The sequence below is a fragment of the Nesterenkonia salmonea genome (genome assembly GCF_005771525.1).
In the GTDB taxonomy this organism is placed as follows: Bacteria; Actinomycetota; Actinomycetes; order Actinomycetales; family Micrococcaceae; genus Nesterenkonia; species Nesterenkonia salmonea.
The window spans coordinates 24,762-41,821 of the sequence record NZ_VAVZ01000012.1 but is presented as its reverse complement, the minus strand read 5'-3'; the positions used below and the strand labels follow the sequence as shown (position 1 = coordinate 41,821).

The 17,060-nt window shown below is 63.5% G+C and carries 15 protein-coding genes and 1 riboswitch; of the genes, 14 read left to right on the top strand and 1 reads right to left on the bottom strand.

All coding sequences use genetic code 11. The features are described from left to right. The first annotated feature begins 7 nt into the window (after nt 1–7). The 14 genes from gluQRS (at nt 8) to FEF26_RS05880 (ending at nt 13,891) form a co-directional block, all read left to right on the top strand. Nucleotides 8–910: a tRNA glutamyl-Q(34) synthetase GluQRS gene (gluQRS, locus tag FEF26_RS05945; RefSeq protein WP_138252621.1), complete on the top strand. Its 903-nt coding sequence runs from the start codon at nt 8–10 to the stop codon at nt 908–910. Between the two features lie 259 nt (nt 911–1,169). Further along, nucleotides 1,170–1,287, top strand: a riboswitch (SAM riboswitch). A gap of 48 nt (nt 1,288–1,335) precedes the next feature. After that, entirely contained in the window at nt 1,336–2,670 is a 1,335-nt protein-coding gene (locus tag FEF26_RS05940; protein WP_138252620.1) for an O-acetylhomoserine aminocarboxypropyltransferase/cysteine synthase family protein, read from the top strand. A gap of 176 nt (nt 2,671–2,846) precedes the next feature. Next, nucleotides 2,847–3,935, top strand: a complete 1,089-nt coding sequence (metX, locus tag FEF26_RS05935) for a homoserine O-acetyltransferase MetX (protein WP_138252651.1) — start codon at nt 2,847–2,849, stop codon at nt 3,933–3,935. A gap of 10 nt (nt 3,936–3,945) precedes the next feature. Further along, entirely contained in the window at nt 3,946–5,022 is a 1,077-nt protein-coding gene (locus FEF26_RS05930; protein WP_243730441.1) for an acetamidase/formamidase family protein, read from the top strand. After that, nucleotides 5,019–6,302, top strand: coding sequence for an amidase family protein (locus tag FEF26_RS05925; protein WP_138252618.1), 1,284 nt, complete (start codon nt 5,019–5,021; stop codon nt 6,300–6,302). Before FEF26_RS05930 ends, FEF26_RS05925 begins: the two co-directional genes overlap by 4 nt. Beyond that, complete coding sequence (gene uraD / locus FEF26_RS05920; RefSeq protein ID WP_138252617.1) at nt 6,299–6,799, top strand: 2-oxo-4-hydroxy-4-carboxy-5-ureidoimidazoline decarboxylase; 501 nt, start codon at nt 6,299–6,301, stop codon at nt 6,797–6,799. The genes FEF26_RS05925 and uraD overlap by 4 nt, the downstream gene beginning before the upstream one ends. Before the next feature lie 46 nt (nt 6,800–6,845). Then, a complete protein-coding gene (locus tag FEF26_RS05915) occupies nt 6,846–8,096 on the top strand; it encodes a pyridoxal-phosphate-dependent aminotransferase family protein (protein ID WP_138252616.1) in 1,251 nt (416 codons plus the stop codon). Beyond that, nucleotides 8,093–9,397: an allantoate amidohydrolase gene (locus FEF26_RS05910; RefSeq protein WP_138252615.1), complete on the top strand. Its 1,305-nt coding sequence runs from the start codon at nt 8,093–8,095 to the stop codon at nt 9,395–9,397. Before FEF26_RS05915 ends, FEF26_RS05910 begins: the two co-directional genes overlap by 4 nt. Beyond that, entirely contained in the window at nt 9,387–10,244 is an 858-nt protein-coding gene (locus FEF26_RS05905) for a MurR/RpiR family transcriptional regulator (RefSeq protein ID WP_138252614.1), read from the top strand. Before FEF26_RS05910 ends, FEF26_RS05905 begins: the two co-directional genes overlap by 11 nt. Continuing rightward, nucleotides 10,241–10,564, top strand: a complete 324-nt coding sequence (gene uraH / locus FEF26_RS05900; RefSeq protein WP_138252613.1) for a hydroxyisourate hydrolase — start codon at nt 10,241–10,243, stop codon at nt 10,562–10,564. Before FEF26_RS05905 ends, uraH begins: the two co-directional genes overlap by 4 nt. Before the next feature lie 12 nt (nt 10,565–10,576). Continuing rightward, entirely contained in the window at nt 10,577–11,485 is a 909-nt protein-coding gene (gene pucL / locus FEF26_RS05895; protein ID WP_138252612.1) for a factor-independent urate hydroxylase, read from the top strand. A gap of 71 nt (nt 11,486–11,556) precedes the next feature. Next, nucleotides 11,557–13,011 carry an allantoinase AllB gene (gene allB, locus FEF26_RS05890; RefSeq protein ID WP_243730440.1) on the top strand — a complete coding sequence of 485 codons (1,455 nt, stop codon included), beginning with the start codon at nt 11,557–11,559 and terminating at the stop codon, nt 13,009–13,011. Next, entirely contained in the window at nt 13,008–13,268 is a 261-nt protein-coding gene (locus FEF26_RS05885) for a helix-turn-helix domain-containing protein (RefSeq protein ID WP_138252611.1), read from the top strand. The genes allB and FEF26_RS05885 overlap by 4 nt, the downstream gene beginning before the upstream one ends. Further along, complete coding sequence (locus tag FEF26_RS05880) at nt 13,265–13,891, top strand: nucleotidyltransferase family protein (RefSeq protein ID WP_166432935.1); 627 nt, start codon at nt 13,265–13,267, stop codon at nt 13,889–13,891. Before FEF26_RS05885 ends, FEF26_RS05880 begins: the two co-directional genes overlap by 4 nt. On the opposite strand, the gene FEF26_RS05875 is transcribed toward FEF26_RS05880, so the two are convergent. After that, a complete protein-coding gene (locus FEF26_RS05875; RefSeq protein ID WP_243730439.1) occupies nt 13,842–17,060 on the bottom strand; it encodes a molybdopterin-dependent oxidoreductase in 3,219 nt (1,072 codons plus the stop codon). The genes FEF26_RS05880 and FEF26_RS05875 overlap by 50 nt on opposite strands.

The window sequence follows — 17,060 nt, the reverse complement described above, 5'->3', positions numbered from 1 at the left end:
GTAGCACATGCCTGCCGGTCGATACGCTCCGAGCCCGTCCGGCGATCTGCACGTCGGCAACCTCCGCACAGCTGTGCTGGCGTGGCTCTTCGCCCAGTCCACCGCAAGGGACCTGTTGCTGCGCTACGAAGACCTCGATGCCTCCCGCACTGTGGCCGGCTCAGCTGAACGTCAGCGTGCTGACTTAGAAGCCCTCGGGGTGACGTTCCACGGTGAGGTGGTTTTCCAATCCCAGCGAAAACACCTCTACGACGACGCCGTGGCCACCCTGAGCGCCCAAGGACTCGTCTATGAGTGCTACTGCACTCGACGCGAGATTCAGGACGCTCCGCGCGCGCCCCACGCGCCTCCCGGAGCCTACCCGGGCACCTGCCGCCTCCTGAGTGACCAGGAGCGTAGGCGGCGTCGTGCTGAGCGCCCCGGCGCGTTGCGGTTGCGGGCCGAGGCCGCCCAGGACAGGGTGCACGACGAGCTGCTGGGGGAGGTCACCGCCTCAGTCGATGACTTCGTGCTTGTGCGCAACGACGGAGCCGCGGCGTACAACTTGGCGGTGGTGGTTGACGACCACCTCACCGGAGTGGATCAGGTAGTCAGGGCTGATGATCTGGCAGATTCAGCGCCGCGGCAACGGTATCTGCGCCGTCTGCTCTACGGAGCCGCTGCCGGCGATGCGGTGGAGTACGCCCATGTCCCACTGGTGGTCAACTCAGGGGGCAGGCGGCTCGCCAAACGGGACGGGGCAGTGACGTTGGCCCAACTCCGGGAGCAGGGCGTCACACCGGAACAGGTCCGCGATGCCCTGCTGCGGTCGCTTCAGCTGCCGACGGGTCCGCTGCAGAACGCAGTGGAGGCGTTCGATCCAGCAGCGCTACCCCGTGATCCGTGGGTCTGGGAACCCCTGAACGGTTGACCCGCCCTCATTCCGGCCCGGCCCAGACCGGCTGGTCACGTCCCGGCCTGGCCCATCCCGGTCCCGCCCCGCCCGTCCCGGCGCGATCCCTCAGAAGAACGTCTCGGGATGTTGGAAATGGGCACAAAAATCACCCGAGTTTCCCATATCGGGAGACGCGGAGTGCACCGGAAGGTCCATTGGGTCGGCGCAGTCCACATGACGGAATGTTGTGCCGCGACTTGCGCCGCCGAAGGACTTTCAGCAGACTAAAGGTATAGGTCAAGAGTGCCACTGCAAAACCCCGGTTTAGTGGCCGGCAACCCTCCAGTTCGCGGTGGGGTGCCCCGGGTGAGGACCTGGCCGGACGGAACACCCCGTTTCGGCAAGCGCGGACCTCACTGGACTCCAGTAGAGGTCTAGAAACGACCACTGGAGTGTCACTAATGACTGAAACCAGCAGCACTAACGCCGCCCCTGAACTTCGGTTCGAAACTCGCCAGATCCACGCCGGGGTTGAGCCCGACCCAGGTTCAGGTGCCCGGGCCCTGCCCATCCAGCAGACCACAAGTTTCGTGTTCCCCAGCACTGAGACAGCAGCTAAGCGGTTCGGACTCGAAGAACTGGGGCCCATCTACTCCCGGCTGACCAACCCCACAGTTGAAGCTGTAGAGAACAAGATCGCCTCCCTGGAAGGGGGTGTCGGTGCGCTCGCCGTCGGATCCGGCCAGGCAGCCACCACGCTCGCCCTGCTGAACATTGCTCACGCAGGACGTCACATCGTTGCCTCTCCGTCGCTCTACGGCGGTACCCAGAACCTCTTCAAGCACACGCTGCCCAAGTTCGGCATTGAAGTCAGCTTCGTCGCGGATCCTGATGACCCTGAGTCATGGCGGGCCGAGATCAAAGAGAACACGGTGGCGTTCTTCGCTGAGACTGTGGCCAACCCTCGTGGTGATGTCCTCGATATTGAGGCGGTGGCGGGCATCGCCCACGAGTTCGGCGCACCACTCATTGTGGACAACACGCTGCCGACCCCCTATCTGCTGCGCCCCATCGAATTCGGAGCGGATGTGGTCGTCCACTCGGCCACTAAATTCATCGGCGGTCACGGCACCGCGATCGCTGGAGTGATCGTCGACTCCGGGAACTTTGACTACGGCTCCTACCCGGACCGATTCCCGGGCTTCAGCCAGCCGGATGAGAGCTACAACGGTCTGGTCTTCGGCCGCGACCTCGGCCCAGGAGGGCTCTTCGGAGCTAACCTGTCCTACATTCTCAAGGCACGTGTCCAGCTGCTGCGCGACCTGGGACCGGCCCTGTCGCCGCACAACGCCTTCGAGATCAACCTGGGCTTGGAGACGCTCAGTCTGCGGTTGGAACGCCATGTGGAGAACGCGGAGAGAGTCGCTGAGTTCCTCGAAGGGCACTCCGCAGTGCGCCGTGTGTTCTACTCCGGCCTGCCCTCCAGCCCCTGCTACGAACGCGGCAAGAAGTACCTGCCCAAGGGTGTAGGCGCGGTGCTTTCCTTTGAAGTCCACGGGGGCGCAGAGGCCGGCCAGGCGCTGGTCGATGCCCTGGAACTCCACTCGCTGGTGGCCAATGTCGGCGATGTCCGTTCCTTGGCCATTCATCCTGCCTCCACCACCCACCGCCAACTCAGTGAAGCAGATCAGCGCGCTGCGGGGGTCAAACCAGGCCTCGTTCGGCTCTCGGTAGGCCTGGAGCACATCGACGACATCCTCGCTGACTTGGACCAAGCCCTGGCCAAGATCGCCTGAAGCCAAGATCGCGTGAAGTAGGGACCACCGTGACCACCACCAGCACCAGCTCCAACGGACGCAGAGCCCCAGTGGATTCTGAGCTGTGCGCTCGCACCGCTGATTCTGCGCCCGACGGTGCTGGTGGGGGTCACCCCGGGGGGCTCAGCAATGACTTCGGCACTCGGCCTGCCGGTGTGTTGAAAACCTACGACGCCGGCAGTTTCGCCTTTGAAACCGGAGGCTACCTCCCAGCGGTCACCCTCGCGTATGAAACCTGGGGTGAACTTAACGCGGCAGGGGACAACGCCGTGCTGGTGGCCCATGCGTTGACCGGTGACACGCATGTGGCCTCATCGGATGCGGACCCAAGCACCGGATGGTGGGAGGGCCTGCTCGGGCCGGGACGCCCGATCGACACTGAGAAGTGGTTCGTGATCGCACCTGCGATGGTCGGTGGCTGCTACGGTTCGACCGGTGCCAGCTCACTGGATCCTGAGGGTGTGCCGTGGGGCTCGCGTTTCCCGTTCGTCACCATCCGCGATGCCGTGAATCTGGAAAAGCGTCTGCTCGATGAGCTCGGAGTGCGCACCCTGCACACCGTCATCGGAGGGTCCATGGGAGGCGCCCGTGCCCTGGAGTGGGCGGTCAGCCATCCGGAGTTCGTGCACAGCTTTGCCGTGTTCGCCTGTGGAGCTGCTTCTACTGCCGAGCAGATCGCCTTCGGGCAGGCCCAGGTGATGGCCATCAGGAACGATCCGCACTTCAACGGTGGCGACTACTACAGCGGTCCTCGGCCGGACGCGGGCTTAGGGCTCGCGCGGCGCATCGCGCATGTGACATACCGAACTGAGGCTGAGCTGCAGCTGCGCTTTGGGCGGGCAGCCCAAGGCGTTGAGGAGCCCTTGGGCGGCACCCAGTTGGCAGGAGAGGGCGTTCGTACTGGCCGTTACCAGGTGGAGTCCTATCTCGATCACCAGGCCGCTAAGCTCGTCCAGCGGTTTGACCCCAATGCGTACATCACCATGGCGGAGGCGCTGATCAGCCACGATGTCGGCCGCAGCCGCGGTGGTCTCGAGGCTGCTCTCCAACGCGTCAGAGCCACCCCGTTCCTGGCCGCTGTGGATACCGACCGGCTGTATTTTCCTGAACAGTCGCAACAGATTGCCGACCTGATTCCGGGTGATCACACGGTGCACACCATCACCTCCCATATCGGTCACGATGGTTTCCTCACCTCCGCCGAGCAGCTCGGCGACTCTATGCGCGCCCGTCTCGACCTATAGGGTTGGAAGGGTGACTGAGATCCTTCAGCCCGGCGAACACCTGGCCGGTCAGAGCGCCCACTACCTTCCTGCTGAGCCCCAGAATGTGCTCTGGGGCCGCCTGCCGTGCCGCCGCGATACCCCCGTGCTGCGTGTCAGTCCGGGGGAGAGCGTCACAGTGGACACCCTCTCCCATGAGGGCCTGCTGGAGGACCAGGGGCGCGACCCCCTGCGCTATTTCGCTGGTCTCGGAGTCGATCCGGAGCATGTGCTCAGCGACGCCATCACCCTTGCTGCCAGTGACGCCCCGCGTGACGCCCGGACTGACGGCCCTCATGTGAACACTGGTCCCATCCACGTGGCTGGTGCCCAGCCCGGAGATCTGCTCAAGGTGACCATCGGGTCTCTGCAGCGTCGGGTGCCCTACGGGATCATCTCCAACCGCCACGGAAAGGGGGCACTGCCGGAATTTCCCCGCAGGGAGCACGATGTGTCCATCTTCGCCGGAGTGGACGAGGGTCGGGGAACCATCGCGCCATTTGCGGGAGCTGAGCGCAGCATCACCTTTGAACTCAACCCCTTCTTCGGCACTATCGGGGTGGCAGTGGACGACGACGCCCGCCCCCACTCGGTGCCCCCAGGGACCCATGGGGGCAACATTGATATACGCATGCTCACAGAAGGTGCCAGCCTCTACCTGCCCGTTCAGGTCCCAGGGGCTCTGGTCTTCCTCGGCGACCCGCACTTCGCTCAGGGAGACGGCGAGGTCGCGCTGACAGCCATGGAGGCAAGTCTGCGGGGTACCGTGCAGTTCGATGTGATCGCCCGCGAAGACGCGCTGCGACAGTTCGGTGAGCAGGTCGGACCCATCGCTGAGACCACCGAGTACTTGATACCCACAGGCATGAATGAGGACCTCGACCTCGCCGTGGAATCCTGCGTGCGCAATGCCGTGGCACTGTTGCAGGCTCGCTGGGGCCTGGACCCCGAACACGCTTATGCTTATCTTTCAGCAGCCACTGACTTTCATATCTCCCAGGTGGTGGACATCGTCAAAGGTGTGCACGCCGCCGTGCGCAAATCCGACTTCAGGAGTCTTGCATCATGAAGCCCATTGACACCGCGACCGCTGTCTGGCGCATCAAGGCCACACCGCTGATTCCAGGGGCAGGCGAAGGTTCCCTGCGCGGGGAGAGCGTGGCGGTCAAAGATCTCTTCGCGGTAGCAGGGGAGTCCATTGGGGCAGGGAACCCGGTACGACTGTCGCAGCAGCCCGCTCAGTCCCGGAGCTCAACTGCGGTCCAGGCGCTGATCGGTTCTGGAGCTGACATCGCAGGTATCGCCCAGACGGACGAATTCGCCCTCTCCCTAGCTGGGACCAATGCTCACTACGGCACGCCGCCGAACCCGGCGGCCCCGGGACGCATTTCCGGAGGTTCCTCCAATGGCTCCGCGTCCGCAGTGGCCCTGGGCGAGGCCAGTATTGGGCTGGGCACTGATACAGGAGGGTCCATTCGTGTCCCGGCGGCCTACCAAGGACTTTGGGGCATCCGCACCACTCAAGACCTCATCCCGCTGACCGGCGTCCAACCCTTGGCGCAGAGCTTCGACACTGTCGGATGGGTCACCAGGGAGCCGGGACTGTTGGCGACCGTGGCGCAGACGCTCATCCCTGCCCCCAAGAAGGTCGCCCCGACCGCTCCTTCCGCGCTGGGCGGAATGGGCACCGGTTCCATTCCGACCGTTCCCAGGGGCCCGGTCGCGTGGGAAGCCGACCGCCAATTGGGTGAGCTCAAGGTGGTCGAGGAGCTCTTCGCTCTGGCGGATGAGGACGTCGCCAACGCCTGCCGCGTACTCCTCGGCCAATTGGAAGCGCAGGTGGGCCGCAGCGTCGCTGTTCACGGGCCGGATCCCGAGATCTTCAACGAATGGAAGCACACTTTCACCGTCATCCAGTCGAGGGAAGCCTGGGCCAACCACGGCGACTGGGTCGCTGCGCATTGGGACCATATGGCACCTGATGTTGGAGCTCGCTTCCGTGCCGCGAGCCAGTTCACCAGCGCCGACGAGGCAGCTGCCCGCGCCCAGCACGCCGGCATCCGCGAAACGATTCGCGGCTGGGTCGGCAATGGTGTGCTCGCACTACCGTCTGCGGCTTCAGTGGCACCGCTGCTCGATGAGGCCGGGGCTGAAGGCAACGGGTCGGACACTCTGCGCCAGCGCACGCTGATGCTGACCACCATTGGATCCCTTGCGGGACTTCCTGTGGTGAATATCCCTACGGCCACCGAGCAGGGACTCCCCACCGGTCTGAGCCTTATGGGGCCCTCCGGCAGCGATAAAGCACTCATCGCCTACGCTGCCCAGCTGGGCGGGCCCCCCTCATGAGTATCACCCTTAAGGACTTCAACACTCACCAGACCGCAGCCGTGAAAGAACTCATCGCCTCCTGCGCACCCATCAATTCTTGGAGCGCAGCGCTGCTGGCCAGACGCCCCTACTCCTCGCGCCAGGACCTGCTGCAGATGGCATCGTCGTTGACGCAGGACTGGACAGACAAAGAGGTCGACGGCGCTCTGGCACACCACCCCCGGATAGGTGAGCGCGCAAAAGGCGACTCTGCTGAGGCAAGAGCATCCCGGGCAGAGCAGGCCGCTCTGGGCGAAGACGCCGCAGCCCGCGAGGAATGGGTGGCAGCGAACCAAGACTATGAGCGCACCTTCGACCGTATCTTCCTCATCCGCGCCAAGGGGCGCAGCCGCGAGGACATGATGGCTCAACTGCGTCAACGGTTGAATAACGACGCCGCCACTGAGGCCCAAGTACGCCGCGAGCAGCTCGCAGAGATTGCTCTGTTGCGACTCGAGGACGCGGTGACCGACTAAACGCTTGTTTCATAGCTGAAACAATTGTTTCAGTAGCATGGTCGGCATGAGCTCATCGGTCCGCCCGGAACCTGCCGCATATGCCCAGATCGACCCGCCTCCTCGCCTGCTCATGGGCCCAGGTCCGATCAACGCCGACCCGCGGGTCCTCCGGGCTATGTCAGCGCAGTTGATTGGGCAGTATGACCCGGCGATGACTGGCTACATGAACGAGGTCATGGACCTCTACCGTGGGGTCTTCAAGACCAGCAATGAGGCGACTCTGCTGATAGACGGCACCTCGCGGGCCGGTATCGAATCCGCGATCGTGTCACTCGTTGAGCCGGGAGACAAGGTGCTGGTCCCCATCTTTGGACGGTTCGGGCACCTGCTCAAGGAAATTGCAGAGCGCGCCGGAGCCGACGTCGTCGTAGTGGAAAAGGACTGGGGGCAGGTCTTCACCTTTGAGGAACTCCGCCGGGCGCTTGCCCAGCACCGGCCCAAGTTGCTGGCGCTTGTGCAGGGTGATACTTCCACCACCATGAATCAGCCTCTGGAAGGCGTGGGCCAGCTGTGCGCAGAATACGATGCCCTGTTCTACACAGATGTGACGGCATCCTTGGGTGGAAACCCTTTCTACGCGGATGAGTGGGGTATTGACGCTGTGACGGCGGGTCTGCAGAAATGCCTCGCTGGCCCCTCCGGATCCGCCCCCATCTCACTGAGTGACCGTGCCGTGGAGGTCATCCGATCCAGGCGCCATGTGGAATCCGGTATCGACGACGGCAGCGCACCAAGAGGCGAGCGGATCAGGTCCAACTACTTCGACCTCGCCATGATTCTTGACTACTGGGGTCCGCAACGGCTGAACCACCACACTGAGGCGACCTCCATGCTCTACTGCGCCCGGGAATGCGCCCGAATTCTGCTCACTGAGGGCGTGGAGAATTCCATTGAGAGGCACCGGCTTCACGGAGCCGCCATGGCTGCAGGTGCGGCTGGGTTAAGGCTGCGCTTCTTCGGTGACCAGGCCCACCGGATGAACAATGTGCTGGCCGTTCACATCCCTGAGGGAGTCAACGGTGAAGCCGTCCGGACCGGACTGCTGCAGGACTACGGAATCGAAATCGGCACCAGCTTCGGGCCCCTGCACGGGGTGGTGTGGAGGATCGGGACCATGGGGTACAACGCCCGCAAAGACGCGGTGATGACAACCCTGGCCGCCTTGGAGCAGGTGCTACGAGCCAGCGGTGCGCCGGTCACAGCAGGCGGCGGCGTAGGTGCGGCGGCAGAGATCTACCAGGAGGCCGCCGCATGAACGCCGCCGAGCGCATCATGGCCCGCAGCGACGAACTGGCTGCCATCACCGCCCTGAAGGATGAGCCTGGCGCCCCAGTGGGAATACTGCGCGCCTACCTCACCGAGGAGCACCACCAGCACAATGCGCAAGCTGCCCAATGGATGCGACAGGCCGGGATGGACACGTGGCAAGACGCCGCGGGGAACCAGTGCGGACGGCTCGAGGGAAGAACTCCTGGACTGCCCGCCCTGATGATCGCATCGCACCTGGATACCGTGCCTGATGCTGGGCGCTATGACGGAATCCTCGGTGTGCTGACCGGGATCGAGGTTGTAGAACGGCTCGCGCCGCATAGGGCGGAACTTCCGTTCGCGCTGGAAGTAGTGGCGTTCGCGGATGAAGAGGGCACCCGGTTCGGCGCCACTCTGCTGGGGTCCCGCGCAGTGGCAGGAACCTGGGACCCCGAATGGCTTGACCTCGAGGACGCCGAGGGAACCACCATGAGCCAGGCCTTCGAGGCCTTCGGATTGGATCCGCTCCGTGTGGGAGAGGCGGCTCGACGACCCGAAGAGCTCGTCGGGTACCTGGAAGCGCACATTGAGCAGGGCCCCTATCTGGAAGCCGCCGGACGCCCCCTGGGTGTGGTCACCTCCATTGCCGGAGCCCGACGATTCCACCTGAGCATTCACGGAGAGGCTCGCCACGCCGGAGGCACTCCCTATGCGCGCCGACATGATGCGCTCATCGGCGCCAGCCAGGCAGTGCTCGACGTTGAGCGCATCGGACGTCAGATGGAGACAATCGCTACGGTGGGGCAGCTCAGCGTCCACCCGGGTGCGGTCAATGTGGTCCCCGGCCGCGTCGATTTCTCTCTAGATCTCCGGGCTGAGACCGACACGCTGCGCGACGACGCATGGACTGCCATATGGGCGTCGGTGGAAAGTTTCTGTGCCGCACGTGGACTTCGCGCGGAGTACACCGAGGTCCATGACGCACCCACCGTCTCATGCTCGCCGCCGCTGATGGACGCACTAGCTGGCGGGGTGAAAGCCGGTGGCGACCCTGAACCAATGCAGTTGTTCTCCCGAGCCGGGCACGACGCCATGGCGATGGCCGCTGTGACCGGAATCGGGATGCTTTTCACTCGATGCCACGACGGTATAAGCCACCATCCTGATGAGTCAGTCACGGAACCAGACGTGGGTGCAACAGTCGATGCCATGACACAGGCGGTCTGGGCATTGGCCCGCGCAGCCGATGCTGAGGCTTCTCCCTCCGGGAGCTCTCCACAAGTGAGGACGGCCCATCATGGCGGATAGCACCCGACGCATTGATGCCAGGATCGACGATCGCTACGGAGACCTCCCACCTCAGGAACGCCGGGTAGCCGATTTCCTCCTGGAACACCTGGGAGACCTAGCGGTGTTCTCAGCGGCGGAGATCAGCCGACACACCGAGGTGTCGAAAGCGACCGTCTCGCGACTGTTCCGCAAACTCGGGTTCGAGGACTTCAAAGAAGTCAGAGACCACGCCCTCGCTCTGCGTGCCTCCGGCCAACCCACCGCTGCCCCGGTGCTGTCCGGGGACAGCGAGGACAGCACCGCCATCCAGCGGCACGTCCAGCATGAACACCGGAACCTCGGGAAGCTGACGGAGGTGCTCAGCGATGGGCGACTCAGCCAAGCAGTGGACATGGTGCGCAAAGCCGAACGAGTCCTCATCATCGGCATGCGCAACAGCTACCCGCCAGCAGCGCACCTGCACCACCAGCTGATTCAGGTGCGCAGCCAGGTCCGGTTGGCGCCGCAGCCCGGGCAGAGCGTGGGGGAGGAACTGGCAGGAGTATCGGCCCATGATGTGATCGTGCTGCTCGGATTCCGGCGCAGGCCCAAAGGCTTCGGCACCTTGGTCCGTCACGCGGCGAACTCACCGGCAGGGCTGATGCTCATTGGGGACTCCACCTCCCGCACCTACGCCAAAGACGCAGACTGTTGGGTCGAATGCCCTGTCGATGCCGACGGCGCCTTCGACTCCTACGCCACCGCAATGTCGCTGATATCGATGCTCGCCAACGGCGTCCTCAACTCTGCACTGTCGGGGGGACGCCGCCGCATCTCCCAGGTGGCATCCGTGTACGACGACCTTCAGGAACTGGAGACCACATGAGCCTGATTACCACCCACATCCTCGACAACGCCTCCGGCACACCCGCTGCCGGCGTCGTCGTTATACTCACCGACCAGCAGGGCGCCGAACGTGGTTCCGGGACCACCGACGCCGACGGACGCATCGGTGATCTGGGTCCGGAGGCGCTCGACCCAGGTACCTATCGGCTGCAGTTCCACACGGGACCGTACTTCGCCGCCCAAGGAGTGGAGACGTTCTTCCCCGAAGTGCACATTGCGTTCACTGTGGGCCAGGAGCCCCACTACCACGTGCCGCTGCTGCTGAGCCCCTACGCCTATTCCACCTACCGCGGAAGCTGAAGGAGACCCACTATGAGTGATGACATCATTCTTGGACCCAACCAGTACGGCAAAGCCGAGGTGCGGGTGGTGCGAATCAATCGTGACACCCCCGTGCATGAGATCCAGGATCTCAATGTGACATCGTTACTGCGCGGAGATTTCGCAGACACCTTCCTGACCGGTGACAACGCCAAAGTCCTGGCCACCGACACCCAGAAGAACACTGTTTATGCCTTCGCCAAGAGCCAGGGGATCCGCACTCCCGAGGAGTTCCTGCTTGCCCTGGCCAGGCACTTTGTGGAATACCCGGAGGTCGAAGGTGGACGCTGGAGTGCTGAGTCCTACCCCTGGGAGCGCATCAGCGTCAACGGTTCAGCGCACGAGCACTCGTTTGTGAAATCCAAGCAGGAGATCCGCACCGCAGCAGTCACCGTCGAAGACGGCGTGGAATACGTCCTGGGAGGGTTCAAAGAACTCACCGTGCTGAAATCAACAGGCAGTGAATTCCATGGGTTCCCCCGGGACGAATACACCACACTGCCTGAGACCCATGACCGGATCATGGCCACCGACATCTCCACTCGATGGCTCTACACCGATCACACGGCACTGACCTCAGCAGACTTTGACGTCATCTACGCCCAGGTGAAGCAGGCGGTGCTGGAACAGTTCGCCTCGGTGCACTCGGCGTCGCTGCAGCAGACTCTCTACGCCGCAGGACAGTCCGTGCTCCGGGCTGTGCCGCAGATCGAAGATATCCGGTTCGCGATGCCGAACAACCATCACTACGTGGTGGACCTCTCGCCCTTCGGCCTGGACAACCCCAACGAGGTGTTCGAAGCCGGAGACCGCCCCTACGGGCTGATGAACGCCTCCGTCACTCGCGCCTCAGCGCGGGAGAAGCCCGAAGCCTGGAAATGGATCGCCGGGTTCAACTAAGCCGGGGATCGACATGGACTGTGTACACGTAGTCAATACTGCTGAAATATGCTCAATCTAGGGTTAGCAGCATGATGGTCCGTCACCTTATCGCAGAGCAGGTCCTCATCGGCCAGGACATTGTGCCTGCGCATGTGGAGGTGGACCACCAGGGAGCGGTCCGTCGAATCACCAGGATCGCCCCAGGTCAAAGTGCCCGACAGGCAGAAATTGTCCGGGCACGTGACGTCTCCGGCGGAACCGGCATGCTCATGGTTCACCCCCGGGTGGTGGTGCTGCCGGGCAATGTGGACACCCACGTGCACATTAACGAACCAGGGCGCACCAGCTGGGAAGGCTTCGCCACTGGAACGATGGCCGCCGCGCTCGGCGGGGTCACCAGCATCGTTGATATGCCCCTGAATTCTGTCCCACCTACCGTTGATGTCCCCAGCCTGGAGATCAAGAAGCAGGCCGCCATGGGACAGACCTTCGTCGATGTCGGGTTCTGGGGCGGGATCGTTCCAGGAAATACCGAACAGTTGGAACCGCTCTGGAACGCCGGAGTATTCGGATTCAAATGTTTCCTCCTGGATTCAGGAGTACCTGAGTTCCCCCCGGTCTCGCCAGCAGACCTGCGCGCGGCCATGCAGCGGGTCGCGCAGTTCGACGGCCTGGTCATCGTTCATGCCGAAGACGCCAAGACCATCGACACTGCTACTGCGGCGTTGGGTCAGCGGCGCAGAGTAAAACGCTATGCCGATTGGGCTGCCACTAGGCCGCAAGAGGCGGAAATGACCGCCATCGAAGGGCTCCTCGATGCCGTCCGGGAGACTGGCTGCCGCACCCACATCCTGCACCTCGCTGCAGCTTCAGCCCTCGATCTCATCCAGGATGCCCGGGCAGAAGGTCTGCCGATCACCGTGGAAACCTGCCCGCACTACCTGTGCTTCGAAGCAGAAGCTGTGCCCGACGGTGCCGCGGAGTTCAAATGCTGCCCGCCCATCCGGGACAGCGGCAATCGGGACGCGCTCTGGCAGGGCCTGCAGGAAGGCTTGATCGACATGGTCGTCACGGATCATTCCCCGGCCACCGGTCAGGAGAAATACAGGGGTGCCCCTGACCTCAGCGAGGCCTGGGGTGGGGTCTCCGGGCTGCAGGTGGGCTTCGCAGCCGTGGCATCGGCAGCCCGTGAACGGGGGATCGGACTGGATCAGGTCAGCAAATGGATGAGTACCTCCACCGCTCAGCTGGTGGGCCTGACCCATAAGGGGCAGATTGCTGTCGGATACGATGCTGACTTCGCACTCTACGACCCGCAGGAAAACCATGTGGTGTCAGCGGCCGGACTGGCACATAAGAACCCCATCAGTGCATACGACGGCTACGAACTTCACGGAACAGTTGTCGGTTCTGTGCTGCGTGGGGCCGAGCTGTTCAGTGCTCAAGACACCTCCGCCAGTGTGCTCAGCGGTGGGGAGTTTCTGCGCGGCAAGGGCTTCGCGATCGGAGACCAGCTGAATATCGGGGCGATGAGCAGTTCGTGAGCAAGGACACGAACCGAGCCGGAGTCCAATCCGTGGGCCGAGCCTTTGAACTGATCGAGGTCCTCGCTGGACAGGGTGGCGCCGCAACACTCAGCGAGCTCTCGATAGCAACTGAACTGCCCGCCGCCACCGTTCACCGCCTGCTGCGTACCCTCATTGACTGTGGCTACCTTGTCCAGCTTCGGGACCGTCGTTATGGGTTGAGTCAGAAACTGGTGCCATTGGGCGACGTCGCGGCCCGGAGAAACCGGCGGTGAGAGCGACCGTCATTCTGGCCGCGGGACGAGGATCGCGGCTGGGTGGACAGTCCAAGCCTTTGCTGCGCATTAACGGGGAGTTGCTGGTGGTACGCGCTCTGCGGACAGCACATCAGGCGGGAACCACTCCCGTCCTGGTTCTCAGCCACCGATCAACTGAGGTGCTGCGCACTCTGCGAACACAGGCACCGGAGGAACTGGAGGCCTCTGAGGTTGTCGAGCTCGCGTCCTCTTCAGCGGGCCTATCGCTGTCCTTCAGGACTGGCATACGCCACGCCGCCGATCGTGGGGCCGAGCAGATCGCTGTTCTCTTAGTGGACCAGCCCTGGATCGGCGCCGAGGCGCTGCGCACAGTCCTGGAAGCGCACCAGAGGGGTCGCATCACTCGCGGACTCATTCGCGGACAGCCGTCCCACCCTGTGGTTTTTGACAGAGAAGATGCGCTCGCGGCAGCTTCACAGGCCCAGGGCGATGACGGTGCAAGGCACTACCTGCGTGCACACAGGCAGCGGAGCGACCTCATCGACCTCTCCGCTTGCGCCGATGATGCCGATATTGACACCCCCGATGATCTCAGGAGCCTCGCTGTCGGTCCAGGGCTGCAGCAATGCGATCTTTCGTGAACGGCGTGTGGGTCAAACGAACACCGACTGCGTCCCGGATCGCATTCCCCAAAGCAGGGGCTACCGGGTTGAAGGGTGATTCAGACATGGACTTAGCTCCCATGGGCCCCACCGGGTCTTCAGTCTCAGCGAAGTGCACCTCCGTGACGGGAAGATCCGCCATCTGCGGGATGTGATAGTTGCGCAGAATGTCCGTGCTGATCCGTCCCTGAGGGTTGATGACCACTTCCTCAAAGAGCGCGGCTCCGATCGCTTGGCCGACGCCGCCTTCCACCTGGCCCCGGCACTGGGCCTCATTGAGCACCACTCCGGCATCTGCAGCATGGACTGACTGCAGGATCACCAGGGTTCCCGTCTTCGCCTCGACAGCGATGCGGAAGCCATGGACGTTGAACGCCGCGGTCCGGGGGGAGCCTCCCCACCGGCCGGTGCCGATCACCGAGGTCGGATCTGCATCCTCTTCAAGCATCGCCAGCGCCCCTTTCAAATCCCGGGCCGCCAAATACGCGGCCTTGACCCCTACAGTGATCCCGGTGGAGGCGAACGCACCACTGTCATGGTCAACCAGGTCAGTGTCGGACTGGCGCAGCAGGATGCGATCGGCGGTGGTGCCGAGCACATCGGCGACCACCTGACGGTGGACGGTCGAGGTGCCGTTGCCGAACTCGGCGGTGCCCACTTTGAGCTCGTACTTTCCCCCACCGGCAGCATCAGGCCGGTTCAGGGGCCGCACCACCGCATGAGAGTGATGGCCATTGGGCGGCGCGGTGTCGATCATCGTGACAGCAGTGCCCACCCCAAGCCGCCAGTCACCCTGTTCCTCCTGGTACCCATGACGCTCTTCAGTGAGGCGTTGCTGGCACTTGTTCAACTCAGAGTCGGTCAGTGGGCCACGGCGGAGCTGAGCGGCCATGATGTCCAGACACTTCCTCAAACCACCGGCATCCACTTGAACGTCATCCTCATGGCCGAACAGTTCTTCCCCAACGCTGATGATGTTGTCTGCTTTGAACGTCAGTGGATCACGGCCGAGCCTGCGGGCGAATTCGTCCATCGCGCAGTCGACTGCGAAGAGAGTCTGCGACAGCCCATACCCTCGGAACGCGCCAGAGGGCGGATTATTGGTGTAGACCACCTGGGCGGAGACCTGCTTATTAGGGGCGGAGTAGATCTGCATGGACTCATGAACGGAGTGAAACATCACTCCGGGTCCATGGTTTCCATAGGCCCCGGTGTCGGAGAGCACCCGCATTGTCTGGGCTGTGAGCTTCCCACGATCGTCGGCGGCTAGATCCACTCCGATCTGGAAAGGGTGCCGTGTGGTGCTGGCCGTCAGCGCCTCCGTACGGGTGAGTTCCCAAGAGACAGGCGCGCGGATGCCGCGTTCTGCGAGCCTCATGAGGACCAGCAGTACCAGGTCCTCAGTGATGACTTCCTGTTTGGAGCCGAATCCGCCTCCTACCCGCGCGGCGAAGACCCTGAGGGTCTGTGGTTCTAAGCCGAAGAGGCGCTGAAGGGTTCTCTTCGCGAGGAACGGTACCTGGGTTGAGCTGCGCAATGTGTACCGACCCAGCTCGTCGATCCAGCCCACCGTGCCGTGGGTCTCCAGAGCGGTGTGCGCAGTGCGGTGCGTGGTGAAGTTCATGGAGACACGGTGCGGAGACTCCCTAAGCGCTGCCTCAGCGTTGCCGACCGCCACTTGAGCAGCAGCTAACCTGTTGCGCTCAGGGTCCAGGGCGGGGAAATACGTGCTGCCCACGGCGTCGGTACGTTCACCGCCAGAAGGATGAAGTACCGGTGCCCCCGGATCGGTGGCAGCTGCGGGATCAAAGACCGGTTCCAACTGCTCATACTCCACATCCACCAGCCGGCTGGCGCGCACCGCCTGCCTGCGGGACTCCGCGACCACCACGGCCACCCGCTGGCCAACGAACCTCACCGTATCGTCCAGCAGACGAGTGTCAGCCGGGTCGTCTTCGACGAGCTCGTGCTGAGCAGTGGAGTACCGGACGGCCTCGGGCGCATCGCGGTGGGTGAAAACCGCCACGACCCCAGGTGCGTTCTCCGCCCGGGTGGTGTCAATGTGCGTGATGAGCGCATGCGCGTGAGGGGAGCGGACCACCACCATGTGCAGGATGTCTCCAGAGGGCACGCGGTCCCCGCCACCGGAGAGTGGGACGTCGTGAGTGAAGTCCGTTGTCCCAGTGACGATCCCTGGGCCGGCCGGCGGAATCGGACTGTGGCCGGGGCCGGATTCTTCGCTGGCTCGTGGTGTGTGAGCCAGCGCGTCTTTGATGGAGCAGTATCCGGTGCAGCGGCAGAGGTTTCCTTTGAAGCGACGCAGAGTGGATTCTTCCGAATCGTCTCCGGCACCGTCGTAGGGCCCGGTAGAAGTTTCGGTCATGATGAACCCTGCGGTGCAATAGCCACATTGGAACCCGTGGGACTCCAAGAAGTCCCGCTGCGTGTGGTGCAGGGTGTTCTTCACCCGCACATCTCCTGGGTTGTCTTCGGCCTCGGCGACGGCCTGGGTGGCCTCTGGACTGAGACCGCGCAGGGTCGTCACGGCTGAGCCGGCAGCTCGATGGGCACCGGTAATGCATGAGTGCACCGCGGTCCCGTCCAGGTGCACTGTGCATGCGCCGCAATCACCGGCATCGCAGCCTCGTTTGACCGCGTGGGCTCCGGCGCTGTCCCGCAGCCATGTGCGAAGGCACTGTCCCGGTTCAGGCTCAAGGGCAAATTCCTGGCCGTCCACCCGCACTGTGGCTGTGTCCGTCGACCCGGTCCGTGTCACCTCATCAGTTGTCAGGTGGCTGTTGGGTTTTCGGGTTCCTCTAGGAGCCTGATTTCCCAACAGGTGCCTGAAATCCTCGTCACAGGCGCCGGGAGCGGCTTCGTGCTCTGCCAACGCGTTGACCAGCTCCGCTGCGAAGCTGAGACTGGTATTGTGCCGCCACTCCGGGGACCCGTGGGCGTCGTCGAACCAGTGGTGTGCCGGTATGCCCTCCACTGCCGCGCGCGCAGCGGCAGGATCCCTTGGGGTTGTCAGGATGAAGGGCCGGTCCGTGGCGGCGGTGACGGTCAGCCGAACAGTGCTGGCATCAATCAGCTGCGCCAACAGCAGGGCAGCTGAGCGGCCGTAGCGGGTCAGGGACTCGCGTGCCAT

Bases quoted from the DNA above. Each gene is read 5' to 3' on its own strand.
- gluQRS (WP_138252621.1), top strand. From the start codon at position 8: ATGCCTGCCGGTCGATACGCTCCGAGCCCGTCCGGCGATCTGCACGTC.
- FEF26_RS05940 (WP_138252620.1), top strand. From the start codon at position 1,336: ATGACTGAAACCAGCAGCACTAACGCCGCCCCTGAACTTCGGTTCGAA.
- FEF26_RS05925 (WP_138252618.1), top strand. From the start codon at position 5,019: ATGAAGCCCATTGACACCGCGACCGCTGTCTGGCGCATCAAGGCCACA.
- uraD (WP_138252617.1), top strand. From the start codon at position 6,299: ATGAGTATCACCCTTAAGGACTTCAACACTCACCAGACCGCAGCCGTG.
- FEF26_RS05915 (WP_138252616.1), top strand. From the start codon at position 6,846: ATGAGCTCATCGGTCCGCCCGGAACCTGCCGCATATGCCCAGATCGAC.
- FEF26_RS05910 (WP_138252615.1), top strand. From the start codon at position 8,093: ATGAACGCCGCCGAGCGCATCATGGCCCGCAGCGACGAACTGGCTGCC.
- FEF26_RS05905 (WP_138252614.1), top strand. From the start codon at position 9,387: ATGGCGGATAGCACCCGACGCATTGATGCCAGGATCGACGATCGCTAC.
- uraH (WP_138252613.1), top strand. From the start codon at position 10,241: ATGAGCCTGATTACCACCCACATCCTCGACAACGCCTCCGGCACACCC.
- pucL (WP_138252612.1), top strand. From the start codon at position 10,577: ATGAGTGATGACATCATTCTTGGACCCAACCAGTACGGCAAAGCCGAG.
- allB (WP_243730440.1), top strand. From the start codon at position 11,557: ATGATGGTCCGTCACCTTATCGCAGAGCAGGTCCTCATCGGCCAGGAC.
- FEF26_RS05875 (WP_243730439.1), bottom strand. From the start codon at position 17,060: ATGGCACGCGAGTCCCTGACCCGCTACGGCCGCTCAGCTGCCCTGCTG.